Below are 17,842 nucleotides of genomic sequence, written 5' to 3'. Positions count from 1 at the left end.
TTTTCTATGAAAGATATTCACCTAAAAAAGGAGATGATAACATGACATCTGAAAAAGCATTTGAGCAAAAGAAAGATCTTTTAATGAATCAAATTATTGAATCAGGTTACTTTAAAGCAGAAGACGGGAGACATTTGTACGAATTGAATTTAAGTGAACTAGAACAAACGCATCACAATCTTCAAAACCAAAAGGTAAGAGAAGTATAATTAAAACCTCCCAGATTATTAGAAATTTAGCTGATTTCATATATGTGTGCAAACACCAGCTGTTCAGTTTGTTCCTCCTCGGCTTTTTTGTTTGAAAGCAGGCACTTTTCTTTTTCTTCCGGTGCGTTTACAACCTCGCTGTTTCCGAGCGTAATCCTCAAACATATAATTCAACACTTAAGAAATAGGCGAATAAAAAACAAAAAAAAGCGCAGAAGCTGCGCTTTTTTTGATGCGTTAAAAACGAGTGGAAGCCGCTGTTTTTTTAGGTTTGCTCATTGCTTTTTTTAGTACTTCAGAAAAATAAGGCTCTCCGCTAGGATTTTGCTGTCTTAGCAAGTCAATGGTTCCTTTCACGTCATCCATAGCTCTGTGAGCGTGCTCTCTCTCAATATTATGATGGTCAAGAAGCGTTGTTAGTTTTTTATTAGGAAAGCCGTACTCTTTCCATTTGACAGCACGCATAGAGCAGTGCCATTTTTGGTTAAATAAAGATGGATACCGTTTTAAAAGAAAACTGCGATCGAAAGAAGCATTATGAGCGATGATAGCCGAAACGCTAGTTAACAGCGATTCCACTTTTTTATCGTCTAATGTTTTATTTTTAACCATCTCATTTGTAATTCCCGTTAAGTTTGTAATGTACGGGAAAATGGGAGTTGAAGGCATATTAAATTCTTCATACTCTTCTACAATGTCGATTATTTCTCCGGTAGAAGAATCATAAGAAACAACAGCAATTGCTAGTTCGATAATATCGCATGTTTGCGCACTTAATCCCGTTGTTTCAACATCTAAAACGGCTGCTAATTTCACTTGTTCAGTTGACAACTCGTCGCCCTCCCTTTCTATTTATCATTCTATTAGCTTATCATTTTTTAACAGAAAACGTTAGTAAAAAAGATGAGGGAGCACGTACACGGGTTTATTTTATACGCCCACGTGGAAAAGGAATTTACTTTTTTAAAGGAGATGACGATAGCAAAGGAGAATAGTAATATTTACTCATCTAAATTAAGTCTTCATTGAAAATAAGGAAATGAAGAAAGAAGGGGATCGTTATCATGCAATTGCTGTATATGGTACTTTTTCTTGTCTTAATTTTTTGGGGAATTACATCTTTTATTCATTACAGGAATCAAACTATTAAAGTTCGTTTGAACAAACATTATACGAATGCAGTAGAATGGATTGAAGCTGTGAAACAAGAGCTAGAAAAGCAAGGGAAATCTGTGAGTTATGAAGGGGATTTCTTGTTTAAAATTGATGAAAAACCTTATGAAATCGCAGCGCGTAATATGTCTATTTGGAGCATGTCACTCTATCATATCTTGCTTCAGCGTCAAAAAGAACATTCTTGAATTTACTTCCATACAGAGATTATCACTTCTCGTCTATCGAGAAGTGATTTTTTTATCTTTATGTATCCATAATGGGGAATTTTTTGTTTTTATATAATAGTAATACGAAAAAGATGGTTCTAATTCCCTAAAAAAATACGCTTTATATAGTTTTAGTTTTGGTTATCGATTTGGCATGGAATTTGCATATGTAAGAAGGGTTTATCAGACATTTTAATTGTCAGGCAAAGAAAACTAGTTACATACTATAAAACTATTTTACATTATCTACTAGAATCAAAAAATTTTAATAATATAGTAAAATGTAGTTGACCTTCCTAGTTTTAGAATATAAAATAAATCTTGCTAATAGTTTGAAAATTCTAAAATGGAGGGGTTTACTTGAAAAGCTGGAAAAAGATTTTGGGGACATCTTTTCTTGCCACAACTGTTACATTAAGCGGAGTAGGTCCAGTACTTATGAATGGAAGTACTGCTTCAGCTAAAACCGCACAATCGGAGGAACTTCCGAGTTCACCAATTGATATGAATACAGTACCGGAAGAGAGATTGGCTAACGCACTGAAAAACCAAGGAGTTATTTCTCAAAGTGCAACACCGCAAGAAGTGAAGAAAGCCGTTACTTCTTACATAAACAAAAAAGATGCACATAAAGAAAGCATGAAGGGACATAAAGCTAGTAAAATTGACTTAAAAGCGAAAGAAATGCAAACAAAACAAAAAGAAAAGTTTCAACGAGGCGAATTTGCTAATATTAAGTCTCAAGGAAATAATTCGGGGAACGGGGTAAACGTTAAACCTGCGGCTCAGGCAAAATATAACGGACAAGTAAGAAAAGATAAAGTTCTTGTTCTTTTAGTTGAGTACGCAGACTTTAAGCACAACAATGTCGTTCAAGAACCTGGTTACATGTATGCAAAAGATTTTAATGGAAATCACTATCAGCAATTAATGTTTGGAAAGAAAGACTTTACGTTATTTAATGGTAAGAAAATTAAAACGTTTAAACAATATTACGAAGAACAGTCTGGAGGTAGTTACACGGTAGATGGAACGGTTTCTGACTGGTTAACTGTACCTGGAAACGCAAAAGAATACGGAGCAGACAATCCAGCGGGAGGAAACGATAATGCGCCTGGATCTAAAGGGCCTCGTAATCTTGTAAAAGAAGCGCTTGCTGCAGCAGCAAAAAGCGGCATTAATCTTTCAGATTATGATCAGTTCGATCAATATGATATCGATGGAGACGGCAACCGAAATGAGCCTGACGGCATAGTGGACCACTTAATGGTCATTCATGCTGGAACTGGGCAAGAAGCAGGTGGAGGTAAACTAGGAAACGATGCTATCTGGTCTCATCGCTCTACTTTGGGACAAGTGTATAAAGTTCCTGGAACAAACATGGCTGCTTATGATTATACAATTGAACCAGAAGACGGAGCAGTTGGCGTTTTTGCTCATGAATTTGGCCATGATTTAGGTTTGCCGGATGAGTATGATACACAGTATACGGGTCAAGGTGAGCCGGTAGGCGTTTGGTCAATTATGAGTGGAGGGAGCTGGGCCGGTGAAGTAGCTGGAACAGAACCGACAAGTTTCTCCCCGCAAAATAAAGAGTTTTTCCAAGCAAATATGGGTGGAAACTGGGCAAATATTCAACAAATAGACAGCAAAAACATTACAAAATCGGGCTCTGTGAGCGTGGTTGATCAAAGCGTGACAAAATCGAAACGACCGGGTATTGTGAAGATTAATTTACCTAAAAAAGCTGTTCAAGGGATTAAGCCAGAGTTTGGAAGCAATTATTACTACAGTAAACGCGGAGACGATCTGCATACGACGATGACGACGCCAGAGTTTGATTTAACAGCAGCAAAAACAGCTAAATTCAATTACAAAGCGTTCTATGAAGTAGAGGCAGAATACGATTACTTATATGTAAATGCGATTCTTCCTGACGGTTCAAAAGTTCTTTTAGATACAATTGGTGATAAAGCGAATAATGCAGACGGTTCTGCTGAAACATCTAACGGAAAATGGGAAGATAAAAGTTATGACTTAGCGCAGTTTAAAGGTAAAAAAATCAAGCTTCAATTTGAATACGTAACGGACGGCGGACTTGCTCTTCAAGGATTCGCTCTTGATAATGCTAGTTTAGTAGTAGATGGAAAAACGGTATTTACAGACGATGCTGAAGGAGCTCCAAAAGTAACGTTAGATGGATTTGAAAAGACAAACGGCATCAACTATAAAGATAACTATTATTACCTTGAGTGGAGAAACTATGCAGGCAGTGATAAAGCACTTCAATTCGCGCGCGGTGCAAAATATAATACAGGCATGCTGCTTTGGTACGCAGATGAAAGCTATCTTGATAACTGGGTAGGACAACATCCGGGTGAAGGATTCCTTGGTGTAGTTGATTCACATGCTCATAAAGTTCTTTACTTTAATGTGAATGGTATTAGCACTACAGCAAATTCAAGCCGATATCAAATTGCAGACGCGGCGTTCTCATTTGATAAATCACCTGCTTGGTCATATTCTCATAAAACGTGGGGAACGATTTCATCTAAAGAATCAAATGGCGTCACAAGCTTTAACGACAAAAAATCGTATTTAGATGAAAGAATTAAAGATGCAGGCCGCTTGCTTCCTCAAAACGGATTAAAATTAGACGTAATTGGTGAAGCAAAAGACAATTCAGCTGGTGCTGTATGGATTCATAAGTAAATAGACGTATTAAAAAGATCTGAAGAGCGTATTCTTCGGATCTTTTTTTGTATCATAAAATCAAAATAAACTATGAGCTAAATAATCAAATATGCTCAGCCCGTTTAAAAAATAGAAAAAAGGGAATTTTCAACAGTGAATAATTGTTATTATGTCATGAAATTCATCCATATAATCAATACTAATAGGTAAAGAAAATATTGAAAAGGAGTTCTAACTATGAGCTATCGTATCGAAAGAGATTCAATTGGAGAAATCAAAGTGGCAGAAGATAAACTATGGGGAGCACAAACGCAAAGAAGTAAAGAGAATTTCCCAATAGGGATTGAAAAAATGCCGATTGAAGTAATACGCGCTTTTGCGGTGTTGAAGAAAAGTGCGGCTATTAGCAATCATAAACTAGGCAAACTATCAGCAGGGAAATCGGAAGCCATCGTGCAAGCTGCTAACGAAATTATTGAAGGGAAATGGAATGAACATTTCCCTTTAGTCGTATGGCAGACAGGAAGCGGAACGCAATCAAACATGAATGTAAATGAAGTGATTTCCCACCGAGGAAACCAGCTAATAAACGGCGACGAAACGCTCCATCCAAATGATGATGTCAATATGTCACAAAGCTCTAACGATACTTTTCCTACAGCTCTTCATATTGCAGCTGTACTAGAAGTCGAAGATCAATTATTGCCTGCTTTAAAAACATTAAAAGAAACGTTCGCTGCGAAGCAAGAGCAGTTTAAAGATATTATTAAAATAGGAAGAACCCACTTACAAGATGCTACACCGCTAACACTAGGACAAGAAATTAGCGGGTGGCATCATATGCTCGAAAAGAATGAAGAAATGATTAAACAAAGCGTAGAGTATATGAAGGAGCTAGCTATTGGCGGTACAGCTGTTGGGACGGGGATAAATGCACATCCTGATTTCGGAGATGAAGTAGCGAAAGAAATCAGCAGCACGCTTGGAAAAACATTTATCTCAGCACCTAATAAATTTCATGCATTAACAAGTCACGATCAAGTGGTTTATGCCCACGGTGCACTCAAAGCCTTAGCAGCTGACTTAATGAAAATCGCCAATGACGTACGCTGGCTGGCAAGCGGTCCTCGGAGCGGATTAGGTGAAATTACGATTCCTGCTAACGAACCAGGAAGTTCTATTATGCCTGGAAAAGTAAATCCAACTCAAAGTGAAGCTCTAACAATGGTTTCTGCACAAGTGTTAGGAAATGACGTGACGATTGGCATTGCGGCTAGCCAAGGAAACTTTGAATTAAATGTATTTAAGCCGGTTATTATTTATAATTTTTTACAATCAGTCAGACTGCTGACAGATTCTATGCAGGCTTTTAACGATAAATGCGCAGTAGGAATTGAACCCAACAAAGAAAAGATTCAGCATAATCTAGAAAATTCTCTTATGCTTGTAACAGCATTGAACCCGCACATAGGTTATGAAAATGCGGCTAAAATCGCCAAGCTGGCTCATCAGGAAGGTACGACATTAAAAGAAGCAGCGGTCAAAACAGGCCTTTTGACTGAAGAACAATTTGAGCAATGGGTAAATCCTGCTAACATGATTCATCCATCAAAATAAAAAAAGAAGCCAAGCAGCTTAGAATGCTTGGCTTCTTTTTAATAAAATAAACATTGTTCTAAATAAACATATAAAAAGAAAATGCGGATTAAAAGAAATTTTACCCTACTCTTATGTACTAGATTCAAGTACATAAAAGTAGGGTATTTACATTTTTATAAAGGAGGGATTCAAGTGACGTACGAAGTGAAATTTTATTTTGGAAATGAAAAATCAATCAGTACATTGGTTGAATCAGAAAATGTAAAAAAGCTTGAGGAATCTATTATTCATACGCAGGGATGGTATCGTTATTATGACAAAAAACACGAAGCTTATTTAGCTATTCAAATGAGCAACGTTTTACACATCGTTATAAAAGAATATCAGGATCCGGAAAAAACAGGGGTTTTGAGAGATTCGTCGTATACATAAGGAAGCTAGCAAAAGAGGTGAAAACTATGCAAAGGCGACATTCAAATAATCCTATTATTCTCGACGTTTCTCATCATCAAGGAATCATTAATTGGAAAGAAATAAAAAACACCTCAGTAAAAGGGGTGTATATAAAATTAACAGAAGGCGGAACTTTTGTAGACCCTAAATGCTATGAAAATTATGTAGGTGCTAAAAATGCGGGCTTGAGAGTAGGCTTTTATCATTATGCTCACTGCACAAACAGCCCGGAGAAAGAAGCTGCTTTTTTTATTGCTCAGCTTGGACAAATGAAACTAGACCTTCCGCCGTGTTTGGATCTAGAAGAAGATAAGAAAAAATCCAAAGAATTTGTTTCTCGCTTTGCCGCAAGCTGGCTCGAGCATGTTCACCAAACAACAGGGATTAAGCCTATCGTATATACGAACTATCATTTTGCTAAAACTTTTTTTACAAACGAAATAAGTAAGTATCCTTTGTGGGTAGCAAGATATAGCGCAAACAACAGACAAGGGGGTATGCAGCACCCTGGTGAGCTAAGTCAATGGCAGCGATGGGCAATGTTTCAGTATACGGATTCTGGCAGAGTAAAAGGAATTTCTACAAATGTGGATATAAATGAAATGGACTGCTCATTTTTTAAAGAAGTCACAACAAATCTCTCTATGACGAATAATGCAAAAGGACCCTTTGTCTATTCCAAAGGTGATAGAGGGTTAGGAGTCAAACAAATTCAGCAAAACTTACTTGCGCTAGGTTTTTCTCTTCCGAAGTTTGGAGCAGACGGTTTTTACGGAGATGAATTAATCGCTGCAGTGGAAACATTCCAGAATCAATATGGCCTTTTTTCGGATGGAGTAGCAGGAGCAGACACGCTTCAGCGTCTTGTTAAAGAAGTGAATAATCTGAATAATTGGGTTTGAGAGAGTACCTGAGAGGGAAAAGTTATTGTAAGATTCAAAAAGGTACAAGGAAGGAGCTATTATGAAAAAACGAAAACAAAAAGCATTGATCTCAGGTATTACGCTATCAACGGTAGGAGTCGGCATTACGTCTTATATATTAAGTGATGCTGCAAAACGTCGAAAAGTAAAAGGGCTTGTTCGAAGTGCTAAAGTCAAATTTTCAAGTTTATCTAAGAAACAGCAGGTAAATGCTAGCCTAAATAAAGATGCTCATTCAGATCCTACGTACGTTTCTGAAAGTAATATGATTTCAGAAGGACCTATGTATCAAGACCAACATAGATAATAAAAAACTAGTCTTGCCTCGGGCGAGACTAGTTTTTTTATTATTTTAGAAAGAGTTGCGTCTATTCATGTTACACTCTCTATATAAGGGAATTTTTTAATGACTGTGTACAAGTAAAGGAGGAATACAATGCGTGATTAGTAGCGGATTATTTGTTAACTTATGTATTTTCTCATTTTTAGTCAGCATTATGATTGCCATACGGATATTTTTGCTGCAGCGTCTAGTCCACAAATACAAATTGGTTAGCGGTATTTATGCAAGTATCGTTTCTGCTATTCTCATGATTTATAGCGTTACCTATCAAGAGGTTACATATGATTTGCGATTTCTGCCCCTCATTTTGACCATTCTATATTTTGGTTATAGAGCCGGTGCAATTGCGGGTATTAGTATGGCTATGTGCAGTATCTATTTAGAAAGTCATTGGTTACTGACTACCTTAATTTTAATCTTTACCTTTTTGTTTTCCCTTCCTCTTATTCGATATAGAAAGCAGTTTTCTTTATTAAGACAATCTCTTCTTTGTTTCTTTATTCATTTTATCGTTCATGTCTTACTGACAAATTACTTCTGGAATACACCTATTCAGTCGCCGTTTTATAGCGAAATAGAATATTTAGTGTTCGGGATTCTCGGACTGGGAGTAGCCGTAGCGACGATAGAATTTTATCGTAAATTTTACGCTGTAGCAGAAGAAGCTGCTTATGCTGCATCAGATTCATATCAGGAGAGAGAAGATTCTATTTTTGTCAGAATAATGAAAAAAGAATTAGAGTATACAAAAGAACAGCTGGAGTCTTTTATTAATCATCACATGGATGCGGTGATTATAACTGATTTAGAAGGACGGATCTTGCGAGTTAATGAAGCCTACGAAAAAGTATATGGTTGGAAAGCCCACGAAGTAGTTGGGAAAAAATATTACGAAATAGCAGGGGCTTTTAGTGAGGACGTACATGAGAATATAAAAAAAACGGTTGCTGAAAAAGAGGCAATCAATCGAGTAGAAGTAGTAAGAGCTCGTAAAGATGGAAGTTTAGTAGACCTTCGCATCACTATTTCGCCAATTTTTAATGGCAAAGATGAGTTAATAGGTCTGTCTGGAGTTTGTGTGGATATATCTGAAGCTAAAAAAGCTAGAAAAGAGCTTGACTTGCTGCACCGTAAGCTTAAGGAAAGTGAGTTAAAGTACCGCACGTTATTTGAATATGCAAACGACGCAATTTATTTACTTGAAATAGGTTCAAATCATTTTCCTTCTCGTTTTATTGAAGTAAATGAAGCTGGCTGTAAGCGCTTTGGTATACGAGAGAAGAGCTTTTATCCATGCCATGCAAAGATATTATACCTAGAGATTCTGACATTGTTCGAAAAACGGTTGAAGAAATTCGCCAAGGAAATCTTTCTTTCACGCTGCAATCACAGTTTACATTTAAGTCTGGAGAAGTAAAAAAACTAGAATATAGTGGGAAATTGTTCAATATAGAAAACAAAAAGGTTCTTCTTATTGTTTCGAGAGACAGGACAGAATACCTAGAAACAGAAGAGCTGCTGCAGAAATCTGAGAAATTAGCAGCGGTTGGTCAGCTTGCTACAGCTATTGCTCATGAAATTAGAAATCCTTTAACGGCCATCAAAGGCTTTATGCAGCTATTAACTGAAAAAGCGAGTAAAGAAGAGTTAACCTATATGAACATTATATCCTCTGAAATTGAGCGTATTGAAATGATTACAGATGAATTCATGTCAGTGGCAAAACCACAGGCCGTAACATTTCAGTCAATTGATTTGCAGCTGTTAATTCAACAAGTAATTTTATTGCTACAGCCTCAAGCAACCATGAAAAACATCTTTATTGAACTTAACCCATATGGAGAAATGCCTCTTGTATATTGTGAAAGCAATCAAATGAAACAGGTGTTTATAAATATTCTTAAGAATGCGATTGAAGCAATGCCTTCCGGAGGAGAAATTAAAGTTGAGCTGAGACAAAAAGACAGCAATCACCTTCATATTCAAATTATTGATGAAGGTGTAGGAATTTCAAAAGATCGTATCAAACATTTAGGTGAACCATTTTACAGTATTAAAGAAGACGGCATTGGGTTAGGGTTAATGATATGCTTTAATATTATCCAGCAGCATAAAGGAACTCTTAGTATTGAAAGTGAAGTAAACAAAGGGACGAATGTGGAAATTTGTTTACCGTTAGAATAAAAGGTAATCAGTTAAAGGCAGAAGAAATTTTGCAACAAGTTGTTTAGTAAAGTTATAATATTCTATGTTGGAGTAAAATAAGCAAAGGAGTGGTTACGATTAAACAGAAAAAGTGGATTAACATATTTCGTATTCTGTATATTATTTTTGCTATTATTGCGATTGGAGCATCTTTTGGAGATTATTCTTTCGGGCTTAATAATCCCCGCATAGTCAGTTTAACGGCTCTCGTTTTGGCGGTTATTTGTATTGTTCCGTATTACATACTTCGCTTTAAAGAACAAGCTTCTAAAAGTAAATAAGTTAATATTTGTTATCTTAAAAGAGGCTGTGACAAAAACAGTTTAGTTGAAGGAAGATCCGAACGATGAATCGTTCGGATCTTTTTGTTGGTAGGGTGAACGTAGGTTTCATTTATTAGTTGCTTCTAGCTATTGATTAGAGGGTAAGGTAAAGACTGCTGTGGAATAATAGGTGAGATCCCGCAGGTCCAGAGACAGGAGGTTCGCCTGCCGCCTGTAGAAAGCGAAGCCTTGCACGGAAATCAACAGCGTGTAACAAGCAATCTATACTAGCTCCTGTATCCAATTTGTTCGTTTTTAGAGTGGAGTGATTTTTATGTCTCAGTCTCTTTTTTATCGTCATAAAAGGGCGATAAATGGGCGAGCATTTTTTCTAGCCTGTACATATGCTATAGAGTAAACAGGCTACGGAGGTGAAGTGAAATGGGATTTTGCAACTGGGGTTACGGCGGTGGTTATGGTTACGGCGGCTACGGTAGTTACGGTGGCGGTTTTGCATTAATTGTTGTACTATTTGTTTTATTAGTTATCGTTGGTTGTACATGCTTGAAATAAACAGAAAAAGCACGGATTTACAAAGAGTTTAGTAGATTCGTGCTTTTTTATGTTCATGAGAAGTACAGTACTATAATAAAATAATGTTGTGCATGTACATAAAAAACATATAAAAAATTTAATTAATAGATTAAAAAAATAAAAAAATGAAGAAGAAGAGTATATTTAAGTCGCAAAAATGGTCTGAAATTTATAATTTTCCTTATAAGTAATTTTTGTAAAATGCTTAATAAAACTAATACAAAGACCGAATAACACTACCTGGCCCGCTAGTTTTTATCAGCTGACTAAAAGAATTATTTTATTTGTATGAAAATCAACATAAATGATTTTCATATAGTTTAAATAGGTAAAAAAGACTTATTGCAGAGTTTTTATTTCTAATTTTCATAATAATAGGAATATTAAAATAATATATAGACGTAGTAATTTTTAGTTGCTATAATGTTGCTAATTATCACAATTAACAGAAAAATTGAGGTAATTAAATTTACTAGGGATAGGGAGAAAAAACTATGAAAAAGAAAAAACAGGCTTTAAAGGTATTATTATCAGTTGGTATTCTTTCTTCATCATTTGCTTTTGCACATACGAGCAGCGCTGCGCCAAATAATGTACTTTCAACTGAAAAGTATAACAAAGAAATTAAATCTCCTGAGTTTATTTCTGGAAAGCTCTCAGGCCCGTCATCACAGAAGGCTCAAGACGTCGTATTTCATTATATGAATAAAAATAAAGACAAATATAAATTAGGAAACGAAAATGCTCAAAACTCATTTAAAGTGACAGAAGTGGTGAAAGATCCTGTGGAACAAGCAACCGTGGTACGCTTGCAGCAAGTATATAATAATGTTCCTGTTTGGGGATCTACTCAATTAGCACACGTAGCGAAAGATGGAACCTTAAAAGTTGTATCAGGTACAGTAGCTCCTGATTTAGATAAAAAGGAAAAATTAAAAGAACAAAAGCAAGTTGACAGCAAAAAAGCGATTCAAGCAGCTGAAAAAGACTTAGGCTTTAAACCGACGTATGAAAAATCTCCTTCATCTGAACTGTATGTTTATCAAAATGGTTCAGATACCACATATGCTTATGTAGTAAATTTAAATTTCTTAAGCCCTGAACCAGGCAACTATTATTACTTTGTTGATGCTACTAACGGTAAAGTGCTAGATAAGTACAATACAATTGATTCCGTAGCTGGTCCAAAAGCTGACGTGAAGCAAGCGGCAAAGCCGGCAGCGAAACCTGTAACAGGCACAAATGCTATCGGTTCAGGTAAAGGAGTGCTTGGAGATACTAAATCCTTAAAGACAACGTTATCTAGTTCTACTTACTACTTACAAGATAATACAAGAGGCGCTACAATCTATACGTACGATGCAAAAAATCGTACATCTCTTCCGGGTACGCTATGGGCAGATACCGATAATACGTACAATGCAACCCGCGATGCAGCTGCAGTAGATGCTCACTATTATGCAGGCGTGACATATGATTATTATAAAAACAAATTTAACCGCAACTCCTATGACAATGCAGGAGCTCCGCTAAAATCGACTGTTCATTATAGCAGCGGCTACAACAATGCGTTTTGGAATGGCTCTCAAATGGTATATGGAGATGGAGATGGAACTACTTTTGTTCCGTTATCAGGAGGGTTAGATGTTATTGGACATGAATTGACGCATGCGGTCACAGAAAGAAGTTCTAATTTAATCTATCAATATGAATCAGGTGCATTAAACGAAGCGATTTCTGATATTTTCGGAACATTGGTAGAATACTATGACAACCGAAATCCAGATTGGGAAATTGGAGAAGATATTTATACGCCTGGAACAAGCGGCGATGCACTTCGTTCAATGAGCAACCCAGCGAAATATGGAGATCCGGATCATTATTCAAAGCGCTATACAGGTTCTAGTGACAACGGCGGAGTTCATACAAACAGCGGTATTATCAACAAAGCTGCCTACTTGCTAGCTAACGGAGGAACGCATTACGGGGTTACTGTAACAGGCATCGGCGGAGATAAGCTAGGGAAAATTTATTACCGTGCCAATACGCTATACTTCACTCAGTCTACAACGTTCAGCCAAGCGCGCGCAGGTTTAGTACAAGCTGCTGCTGATCTATACGGTTCAGGCTCTCAAGAAGTAATTTCAGTAGGCAAGTCATTCGACGCAGTTGGTGTTCAATAAGCTATAAATCAAAAGTCGCAAGATAAATGAGGTATCTGGCGACTCTCTATACTACCTAACTACCAATAAAGGAGTACTCGTATAAATATATTACAGTACTCCTTTATTTTATGTTAATAAATAAGGTAGATTTCTTCTAGATCCATAAAAATCCACTTCTTATTCCTCCCTTTTATATCCATTCGAATTATCCCGTTGTTTGTTAAATGAAGAGGACCCGTTTTAGTAAACGGTCTTATTATAAAATGTTATAATAAAGGAAAGGCTTGAATACATACATATGAAAAAGGAGTGGAGGAATCGATGGACAAAATTGCTGTTATTTCAGATATCCACGGAAATCTCCCTGCATTAGAAGCAGTTTTAGCTGACATACAACAACGAGATATCCATCGCATCATTTGTCTAGGTGATTTAGTAGGAAAAGGACCAGATTCAAGTAAAGCGATTGATATCATAAAAGAAAAGTGTGAAGTAACAGTAATGGGTAACTGGGATGATTTCATTACAAAGCCTGCGGAATTTGAAGCATTAAAATGGCATCAGAAGAAGTTAAGTTCCAACCAAGAAGCATACTTAAAGGAACTTCCTTTTTCTGTTGAGTTTATGATGAGCGGGAAATTAATTAGAATGTTTCACGCTTCACCTAGAAGTCTTTATGACCGCATTCAACCTTGGGATTCACTTGAAAAGCGTCTTAGTCTATTTGCTAATACGGAATATACGGAAAATATAAAAGGATTAAGAGAGCCGGATGTCATTTGTTACGGAGATGTACATAATGCATTTATTCAACATATTAAAGGGAAAACGCTATGTAATGTAGGAAGTGTAGGAAACCCGCTTGATTTACCACAAGCTTCCTATCTTATCTTAGAAGGAAAGGCTCAAGGCGAAAGTCCTTCAGCCTTTTCTATACAATTTGTGCGTATTCCATACGATATTGAAAAGGCAATCGAATTGGCGAGAGCTGTAGAGATGCCGGACTTTGAACCCTACGTTCAAGAATTAAAAACAGCTCGCTATAGAGGACTAAAAAAGTAAGATTGGAATGTATCTCAACCTTCAGCATAAATGCTGGAGGTTTTTTAGTTGAGTATATGAGAGATTATTTAACATCATTAGTATGATACATGAAAATAGAAGTTATTCCGATGAGTTTAAAGGAGGGAAAACTTGGAGAAAAACATACAGCATTTGAAAGGAAACAAATTTTATTTTATGAAGACAATATGAAGAGGGCAATTCTATCTGAACATAAAGTCATGCAAAAATGCCCCTGAAAAGCTGCTTTTAATATAACGAGTGGAGGAATACATGATGAAATTTTTTATTGATACAGCTAACCTGGAAGATATTAAAAAAGCATATAAAATTGGGGTATTATCAGGTGTTACCACAAACCCTTCGCTAGTAGCTAAAGAAGGTGTAAAGTTTGAAGATCGCATCGAAGAAATTTTAAAAACCGTCCCGGAAGTAGAATCCGTTTCGGCAGAAGTCACGCCCGACACAGTAACAGCAGATGACATGATTGCTCAAGCAGAAGAGCTTATCAAAATTAACGGAGGAGACAAAAATATAACGATTAAACTTCCTATGACCATTGCTGGATTGGAAGCAACCCGTTATCTAGCCAAAAAAGGCGTAAAAACAAACGTCACGTTAATTTTCACAGTGAATCAAGCGCTTCTAGCAGCCCGTGCCGGTGCCACATACGTATCGCCATTTTTAGGACGCTTAGATGATATTTCAGAAGATGGTGTTTATCTGGTATCTCGAATTGCCGAGCTATTTCGAATTCAACACATTGACTCACAAATTATAGCAGCGTCAGTCAGACACCCGGATCACGTCACACGAGTAGCTCTTGCTGGGGCTCATATTGCGACCATTCCGTATGCCGTAATTGAACAACTAGTAAAACACCCATTAACAGAACAAGGAATAGAAAAATTCGCATCAGACTGGGAAAAAGCTGTAAAAAGTTAAATTCACTTAAGGAGAAGACATCATTTTAGTGTCTTCTCTGCTTAAAAGGTATACAAAGATTCTTTTTTTCTATTTTGCAGCAAACAACTTATCATTAATAGGCGAACATCCTATACATATACGCAGAGCTGACATACGTTAATAGAAACGAAAGAGGTGTTAAAATGGGCTGTATTATTAACATTGAGAATATCGTGACTAACGGGTTAAAAGACAATTCGAACGTAAGCGTAGGCTGTGTTGTACAAAATAGTCACACGGCAAATACAAAATCGGTAGGAGCTTGTTTTTCGTTTGGCAATGGCTCTCCTGTCATTGCCTCTATGACAAACAGTAATATCGACTTTTGCAACGATGAAGAAAATAAAGAGCAGCAATCTTAAAAACAATTCCAGAAAGAGTATTTCTGGAATTGTTTTTTGGTAAGTGATAGAGTTTTGTTAACAAGTTGTTTTGACTTTTAAAGAAAAAACATTCATGAGGAAGGGGATTGAGCGGTGCTATGAGCATTATTTCTATGATTCCTTATACATACGTTGAAAGAAAAATAAAACGAACACAAAAGGTGACGATTCAGCATTCAAAAGACATGTGCTTATACGCTGATAGTATTGAGACACAAAACGATCGCTTTCACATTGATGACGTATTTGACATCTCTTACAAATGCGTTTCAAAAGACAGCGGCTTTTTATATTTACATACAAATCAAGGGATGTTCGCTTATACCATACAAACCGATCCTGCGGCCTTTATAACAGCATATAAAGATATAAAAAAGAAGGGGTAACATTGCTGTCAGCCCTTCTTTTTCGTTATTATTTTATCCACTGTACAACTTGATCCATATTTCTTCTTGTTTTTCCGCGCTTAGGTTCATGAATTCGGTAGCCGAACGCAACCATAACGGAAATATCAAACTTACCGTCTTCTAGTAATCCTTCTTCTTTTAGAATTTCATGTACTTGGTCATAGTTAAATCCTTCAATTGGGCAAGAATCAATGCCAATTTGAGCAGCTGATGTCATCATATTAGCTAGTGCAATATAAGATTGTTTGCTCGCCCAATCAAATAGCGCTCGCTTGCTTTCGAACAAGTGAAAATCATTTTCTTGGAAATCTTTATAACGTGGCATTAATGTCTCTAATACATCATCCGGCATTTCTTTTACGTTTTTCTGAAGATTCAACACATATTCAGAGTCATATCTTGCGTCTGTGCGAGAAAGAATAATAACAAAATGACTTGCTGTAGGAATTTGGCCTTGTGCTCCCCAAGAAACAGCTTTTAATTTTTCTTTTAAATCTTTATTTTCAACGACTAAAAATTTCCACGGCTCATAACCTACTGAGCTTGGAGATAGGCGCCCCGTTTCTAAAATGAATTGGAAATCTTCATCGGGAATTTTTTTTGTTGGGTCAAACTCTTTTGTAGCGTGACGAAAGTTAAATGCGTCTAAAATTTCTTGTTTTTTATCTGTATTGTTCATGTGTAAACAACCTTTCTATAAAAATATTTAGTAATGAACTGTTTAGAGTATCCTATAACCTGTATAGCTTACAACTAACAGCTAGTTAACATACAATTTGCTATAAAATCCGTTTGCAGATTTATCATAAATCATATAATTCATCCTAACAAGTACGCACATTTTTGTTGTATAGTATACTTTTTTATACCATTGATACAACTTTATAAGAGGCAGAAAGAAGTAAACGACCTGTGAAGTGTATTTGGGAAAAGTAGTTCAGAGGTGGAAAAGGAGAAGAGCCATCTTCTCCTTTTTAATTAAATTTTCGTATTTGATTTTTTTGCTTTGTTTTCAAGTTCACTTTTTGGTTCTGTTGAAAATTCAACAGCTTTTCCGTGTCCTTGAGGGTTAACACCAGGAGCTACTTGACCTCGGTTAGCAGATTTTTTTGTACCCATTTTCGTCACCTCCGTTTGGTTAGTATGTGCAAAAAGTGAAACAAAAATCAGGAAATAAAGAGTGAAAGTATAAGTGGGATTTGAATACGACTACCTTCAAGGACTTTTATCACATAAACAAGATAGCCATTTAAGAGTCCATAAAAAAGCACCCCTAAAAGGGTGCTTCTCTGTTTACGAATCTGAGCTTGTTGCTCTTTCTGCATTACGAATCTGAGCTTGTTGCTCTTTCTGCATATGGATAGATAGGATCTTTTAATTGAAATTCGTAAGTCACTCCATCTACAAGTCCTACAGTTTTATTGCTATCATAAAGGTCCAGCATAAAAGCAGCCATTTCTTTTGACGTATGAAACTTAGGTACTCGTCCTTCGTATTCAAAATCACTCATATCCATCGAACGCTGTGCAAATTCTGTTTCAGTAGCTGCCGGAGCTAGAACTTTAGCCTGCATTTTTGATCCTCTTCCTTTTAATTCTTGAGAAAGACCTTCTGTAAATGCACTTACGTAGAATTTTGTTGCGCAATAAGTGACTGCATCAGCAACAATGGTGTAGCCGCCTCCAGAAGAGACATTAATAAGCTGTGTACCTTCAACGTTTTCATAGTCTCTTACAAATAGAGATGAAAGAATGGTTAAGGCTTCGATATTTAAATGGAGCATTGTTTCAATTTTAGTTAATTTTTGTTCACCAACAGAAGCAAAATTTCCGAATCCAGCATTGTTAATCCATGTTTCTAACTCATATTCTTTAAGCGATTCATAAAACGTGTGAGCATTTTCTGCCACGGATAAATCAACCGACTGGATAATAACATTTACATCTTGGTTCAGTTCTTCAATCTTTCCTTTTAACTCATCCAGCTTGTCCTCTCTACGTGCAGCTAATATAAGGTTTTTTCCGCGCGCTGCGAAAGCTAAAGCAGTTTCATATCCAATTCCTGAACTTGCGCCGGTGATTACTGTATATTTCACGTTGATTCCTCCATTTTCGATGTTTTCGAATTGATTATAAGTGTTAAAGTATACTTTAAGTCAAGCGTTTATTCGATTTGTTTTTCCCTTTATAAGTCT

18 protein-coding genes and 1 pseudogene are annotated in these 17,842 nt (G+C 36.4%); 15 read left to right on the top strand and 4 right to left on the bottom strand.

Annotation, left to right across the window (positions count from 1 at the left end):
- The first annotated feature begins 41 nt into the window (after nt 1–41).
- Entirely contained in the window at nt 42–209 is a 168-nt protein-coding gene (locus tag SB717_RS11770; protein ID WP_074681320.1) for a Fur-regulated basic protein FbpA, read from the top strand.
- Nucleotides 210–446: 237 nt separating this feature from the next.
- Here the strand turns inward: SB717_RS11770 and SB717_RS11765 are convergent, their stop codons facing one another.
- Nucleotides 447–1,040, bottom strand: a complete 594-nt coding sequence (locus SB717_RS11765; RefSeq protein WP_013057015.1) for an exonuclease domain-containing protein — start codon at nt 1,038–1,040, stop codon at nt 447–449.
- 233 nt (nt 1,041–1,273) lie between these two features.
- On the opposite strand from SB717_RS11765, the gene SB717_RS11760 reads away from it, so the two are divergent.
- From SB717_RS11760 to SB717_RS11695, 14 genes and pseudogenes are all read left to right on the top strand, one after another.
- Complete coding sequence (locus SB717_RS11760; RefSeq protein ID WP_013057017.1) at nt 1,274–1,570, top strand: hypothetical protein; 297 nt, start codon at nt 1,274–1,276, stop codon at nt 1,568–1,570.
- 381 nt (nt 1,571–1,951) lie between these two features.
- Nucleotides 1,952–4,303 (top strand): immune inhibitor A domain-containing protein, encoded by a 2,352-nt coding sequence (locus SB717_RS11755; RefSeq protein ID WP_410903775.1) that lies wholly within the window; start codon nt 1,952–1,954, stop codon nt 4,301–4,303.
- Between the two features lie 219 nt (nt 4,304–4,522).
- Complete coding sequence (fumC, locus tag SB717_RS11750) at nt 4,523–5,902, top strand: class II fumarate hydratase (RefSeq protein WP_034266080.1); 1,380 nt, start codon at nt 4,523–4,525, stop codon at nt 5,900–5,902.
- Nucleotides 5,903–6,076: 174 nt separating this feature from the next.
- Nucleotides 6,077–6,316 carry a hypothetical protein gene (locus tag SB717_RS11745; RefSeq protein WP_074681318.1) on the top strand — a complete coding sequence of 80 codons (240 nt, stop codon included), beginning with the start codon at nt 6,077–6,079 and terminating at the stop codon, nt 6,314–6,316.
- A 26-nt stretch (nt 6,317–6,342) separates the two neighbouring features.
- Nucleotides 6,343–7,239, top strand: coding sequence for a GH25 family lysozyme (locus SB717_RS11740; protein WP_410903774.1), 897 nt, complete (start codon nt 6,343–6,345; stop codon nt 7,237–7,239).
- A 61-nt stretch (nt 7,240–7,300) separates the two neighbouring features.
- The gene (locus SB717_RS11735; RefSeq protein ID WP_410903773.1) at nt 7,301–7,567 is read left to right on the top strand and encodes a hypothetical protein; all 267 of its coding nucleotides are present in this window, start codon (nt 7,301–7,303) and stop codon (nt 7,565–7,567) included.
- Between the two features lie 133 nt (nt 7,568–7,700).
- Nucleotides 7,701–9,020, top strand: a complete 1,320-nt coding sequence (locus SB717_RS11730; protein WP_410903772.1) for a PAS domain-containing protein — start codon at nt 7,701–7,703, stop codon at nt 9,018–9,020.
- Nucleotides 9,021–9,043: 23 nt separating this feature from the next.
- A complete protein-coding gene (locus SB717_RS11725; RefSeq protein ID WP_410903974.1) occupies nt 9,044–9,787 on the top strand; it encodes an ATP-binding protein in 744 nt (247 codons plus the stop codon).
- Nucleotides 9,788–10,512: 725 nt separating this feature from the next.
- Nucleotides 10,513–10,644, top strand: coding sequence for a YjcZ family sporulation protein (locus SB717_RS11720; protein ID WP_074681316.1), 132 nt, complete (start codon nt 10,513–10,515; stop codon nt 10,642–10,644).
- A 605-nt stretch (nt 10,645–11,249) separates the two neighbouring features.
- Nucleotides 11,250–12,848: pseudogene (locus SB717_RS11715) on the top strand (M4 family metallopeptidase); the annotation flags it as partial.
- 303 nt (nt 12,849–13,151) lie between these two features.
- The gene (locus SB717_RS11710) at nt 13,152–13,892 is read left to right on the top strand and encodes a metallophosphoesterase family protein (protein WP_029715093.1); all 741 of its coding nucleotides are present in this window, start codon (nt 13,152–13,154) and stop codon (nt 13,890–13,892) included.
- 276 nt (nt 13,893–14,168) lie between these two features.
- Nucleotides 14,169–14,837: a fructose-6-phosphate aldolase gene (gene fsa, locus SB717_RS11705; protein WP_013057026.1), complete on the top strand. Its 669-nt coding sequence runs from the start codon at nt 14,169–14,171 to the stop codon at nt 14,835–14,837.
- Between the two features lie 164 nt (nt 14,838–15,001).
- Nucleotides 15,002–15,220 (top strand): spore germination protein, encoded by a 219-nt coding sequence (locus tag SB717_RS11700; protein WP_029714699.1) that lies wholly within the window; start codon nt 15,002–15,004, stop codon nt 15,218–15,220.
- A gap of 119 nt (nt 15,221–15,339) precedes the next feature.
- Nucleotides 15,340–15,627 carry a hypothetical protein gene (locus tag SB717_RS11695; protein WP_029714700.1) on the top strand — a complete coding sequence of 96 codons (288 nt, stop codon included), beginning with the start codon at nt 15,340–15,342 and terminating at the stop codon, nt 15,625–15,627.
- A 28-nt stretch (nt 15,628–15,655) separates the two neighbouring features.
- On the opposite strand, the gene SB717_RS11690 is transcribed toward SB717_RS11695, so the two are convergent.
- From SB717_RS11690 to SB717_RS11680, 3 genes are all read right to left on the bottom strand, one after another.
- A complete protein-coding gene (locus SB717_RS11690) occupies nt 15,656–16,327 on the bottom strand; it encodes an NAD(P)H-dependent oxidoreductase (RefSeq protein WP_182005427.1) in 672 nt (223 codons plus the stop codon).
- A 299-nt stretch (nt 16,328–16,626) separates the two neighbouring features.
- The gene (sspL, locus tag SB717_RS11685) at nt 16,627–16,767 is read right to left on the bottom strand and encodes a small, acid-soluble spore protein L (RefSeq protein WP_074681307.1); all 141 of its coding nucleotides are present in this window, start codon (nt 16,765–16,767) and stop codon (nt 16,627–16,629) included.
- A gap of 205 nt (nt 16,768–16,972) precedes the next feature.
- Nucleotides 16,973–17,743, bottom strand: coding sequence for an SDR family NAD(P)-dependent oxidoreductase (locus tag SB717_RS11680; protein ID WP_074681305.1), 771 nt, complete (start codon nt 17,741–17,743; stop codon nt 16,973–16,975).
- Nucleotides 17,744–17,842 lie beyond the last annotated feature (99 nt).

This window comes from Priestia sp. SIMBA_032 (assembly GCF_046535215.1).
GTDB classification, from domain to species: Bacteria; Bacillota; Bacilli; order Bacillales; family Bacillaceae_H; genus Priestia; species Priestia aryabhattai.
The sequence above is the reverse complement of the archived record's forward strand: the minus strand, read 5'-3'. Positions and strand labels throughout refer to the sequence as shown.

Excerpts from the sequence above, each read along its gene's own strand:
- SB717_RS11770 (WP_074681320.1), top strand. The coding sequence starts at position 42 with ATGACATCTGAAAAAGCATTTGAGCAAAAGAAAGATCTTTTAATGAAT.
- SB717_RS11760 (WP_013057017.1), top strand. The coding sequence starts at position 1,274 with ATGCAATTGCTGTATATGGTACTTTTTCTTGTCTTAATTTTTTGGGGA.
- fumC (WP_034266080.1), top strand. The coding sequence starts at position 4,523 with ATGAGCTATCGTATCGAAAGAGATTCAATTGGAGAAATCAAAGTGGCA.
- SB717_RS11740 (WP_410903774.1), top strand. The coding sequence starts at position 6,343 with ATGCAAAGGCGACATTCAAATAATCCTATTATTCTCGACGTTTCTCAT.
- SB717_RS11735 (WP_410903773.1), top strand. The coding sequence starts at position 7,301 with ATGAAAAAACGAAAACAAAAAGCATTGATCTCAGGTATTACGCTATCA.
- SB717_RS11720 (WP_074681316.1), top strand. The coding sequence starts at position 10,513 with ATGGGATTTTGCAACTGGGGTTACGGCGGTGGTTATGGTTACGGCGGC.
- SB717_RS11710 (WP_029715093.1), top strand. The coding sequence starts at position 13,152 with ATGGACAAAATTGCTGTTATTTCAGATATCCACGGAAATCTCCCTGCA.
- fsa (WP_013057026.1), top strand. The coding sequence starts at position 14,169 with ATGAAATTTTTTATTGATACAGCTAACCTGGAAGATATTAAAAAAGCA.
- SB717_RS11700 (WP_029714699.1), top strand. The coding sequence starts at position 15,002 with ATGGGCTGTATTATTAACATTGAGAATATCGTGACTAACGGGTTAAAA.
- SB717_RS11695 (WP_029714700.1), top strand. The coding sequence starts at position 15,340 with ATGAGCATTATTTCTATGATTCCTTATACATACGTTGAAAGAAAAATA.
- SB717_RS11690 (WP_182005427.1), bottom strand. The coding sequence starts at position 16,327 with ATGAACAATACAGATAAAAAACAAGAAATTTTAGACGCATTTAACTTT.
- sspL (WP_074681307.1), bottom strand. The coding sequence starts at position 16,767 with ATGGGTACAAAAAAATCTGCTAACCGAGGTCAAGTAGCTCCTGGTGTT.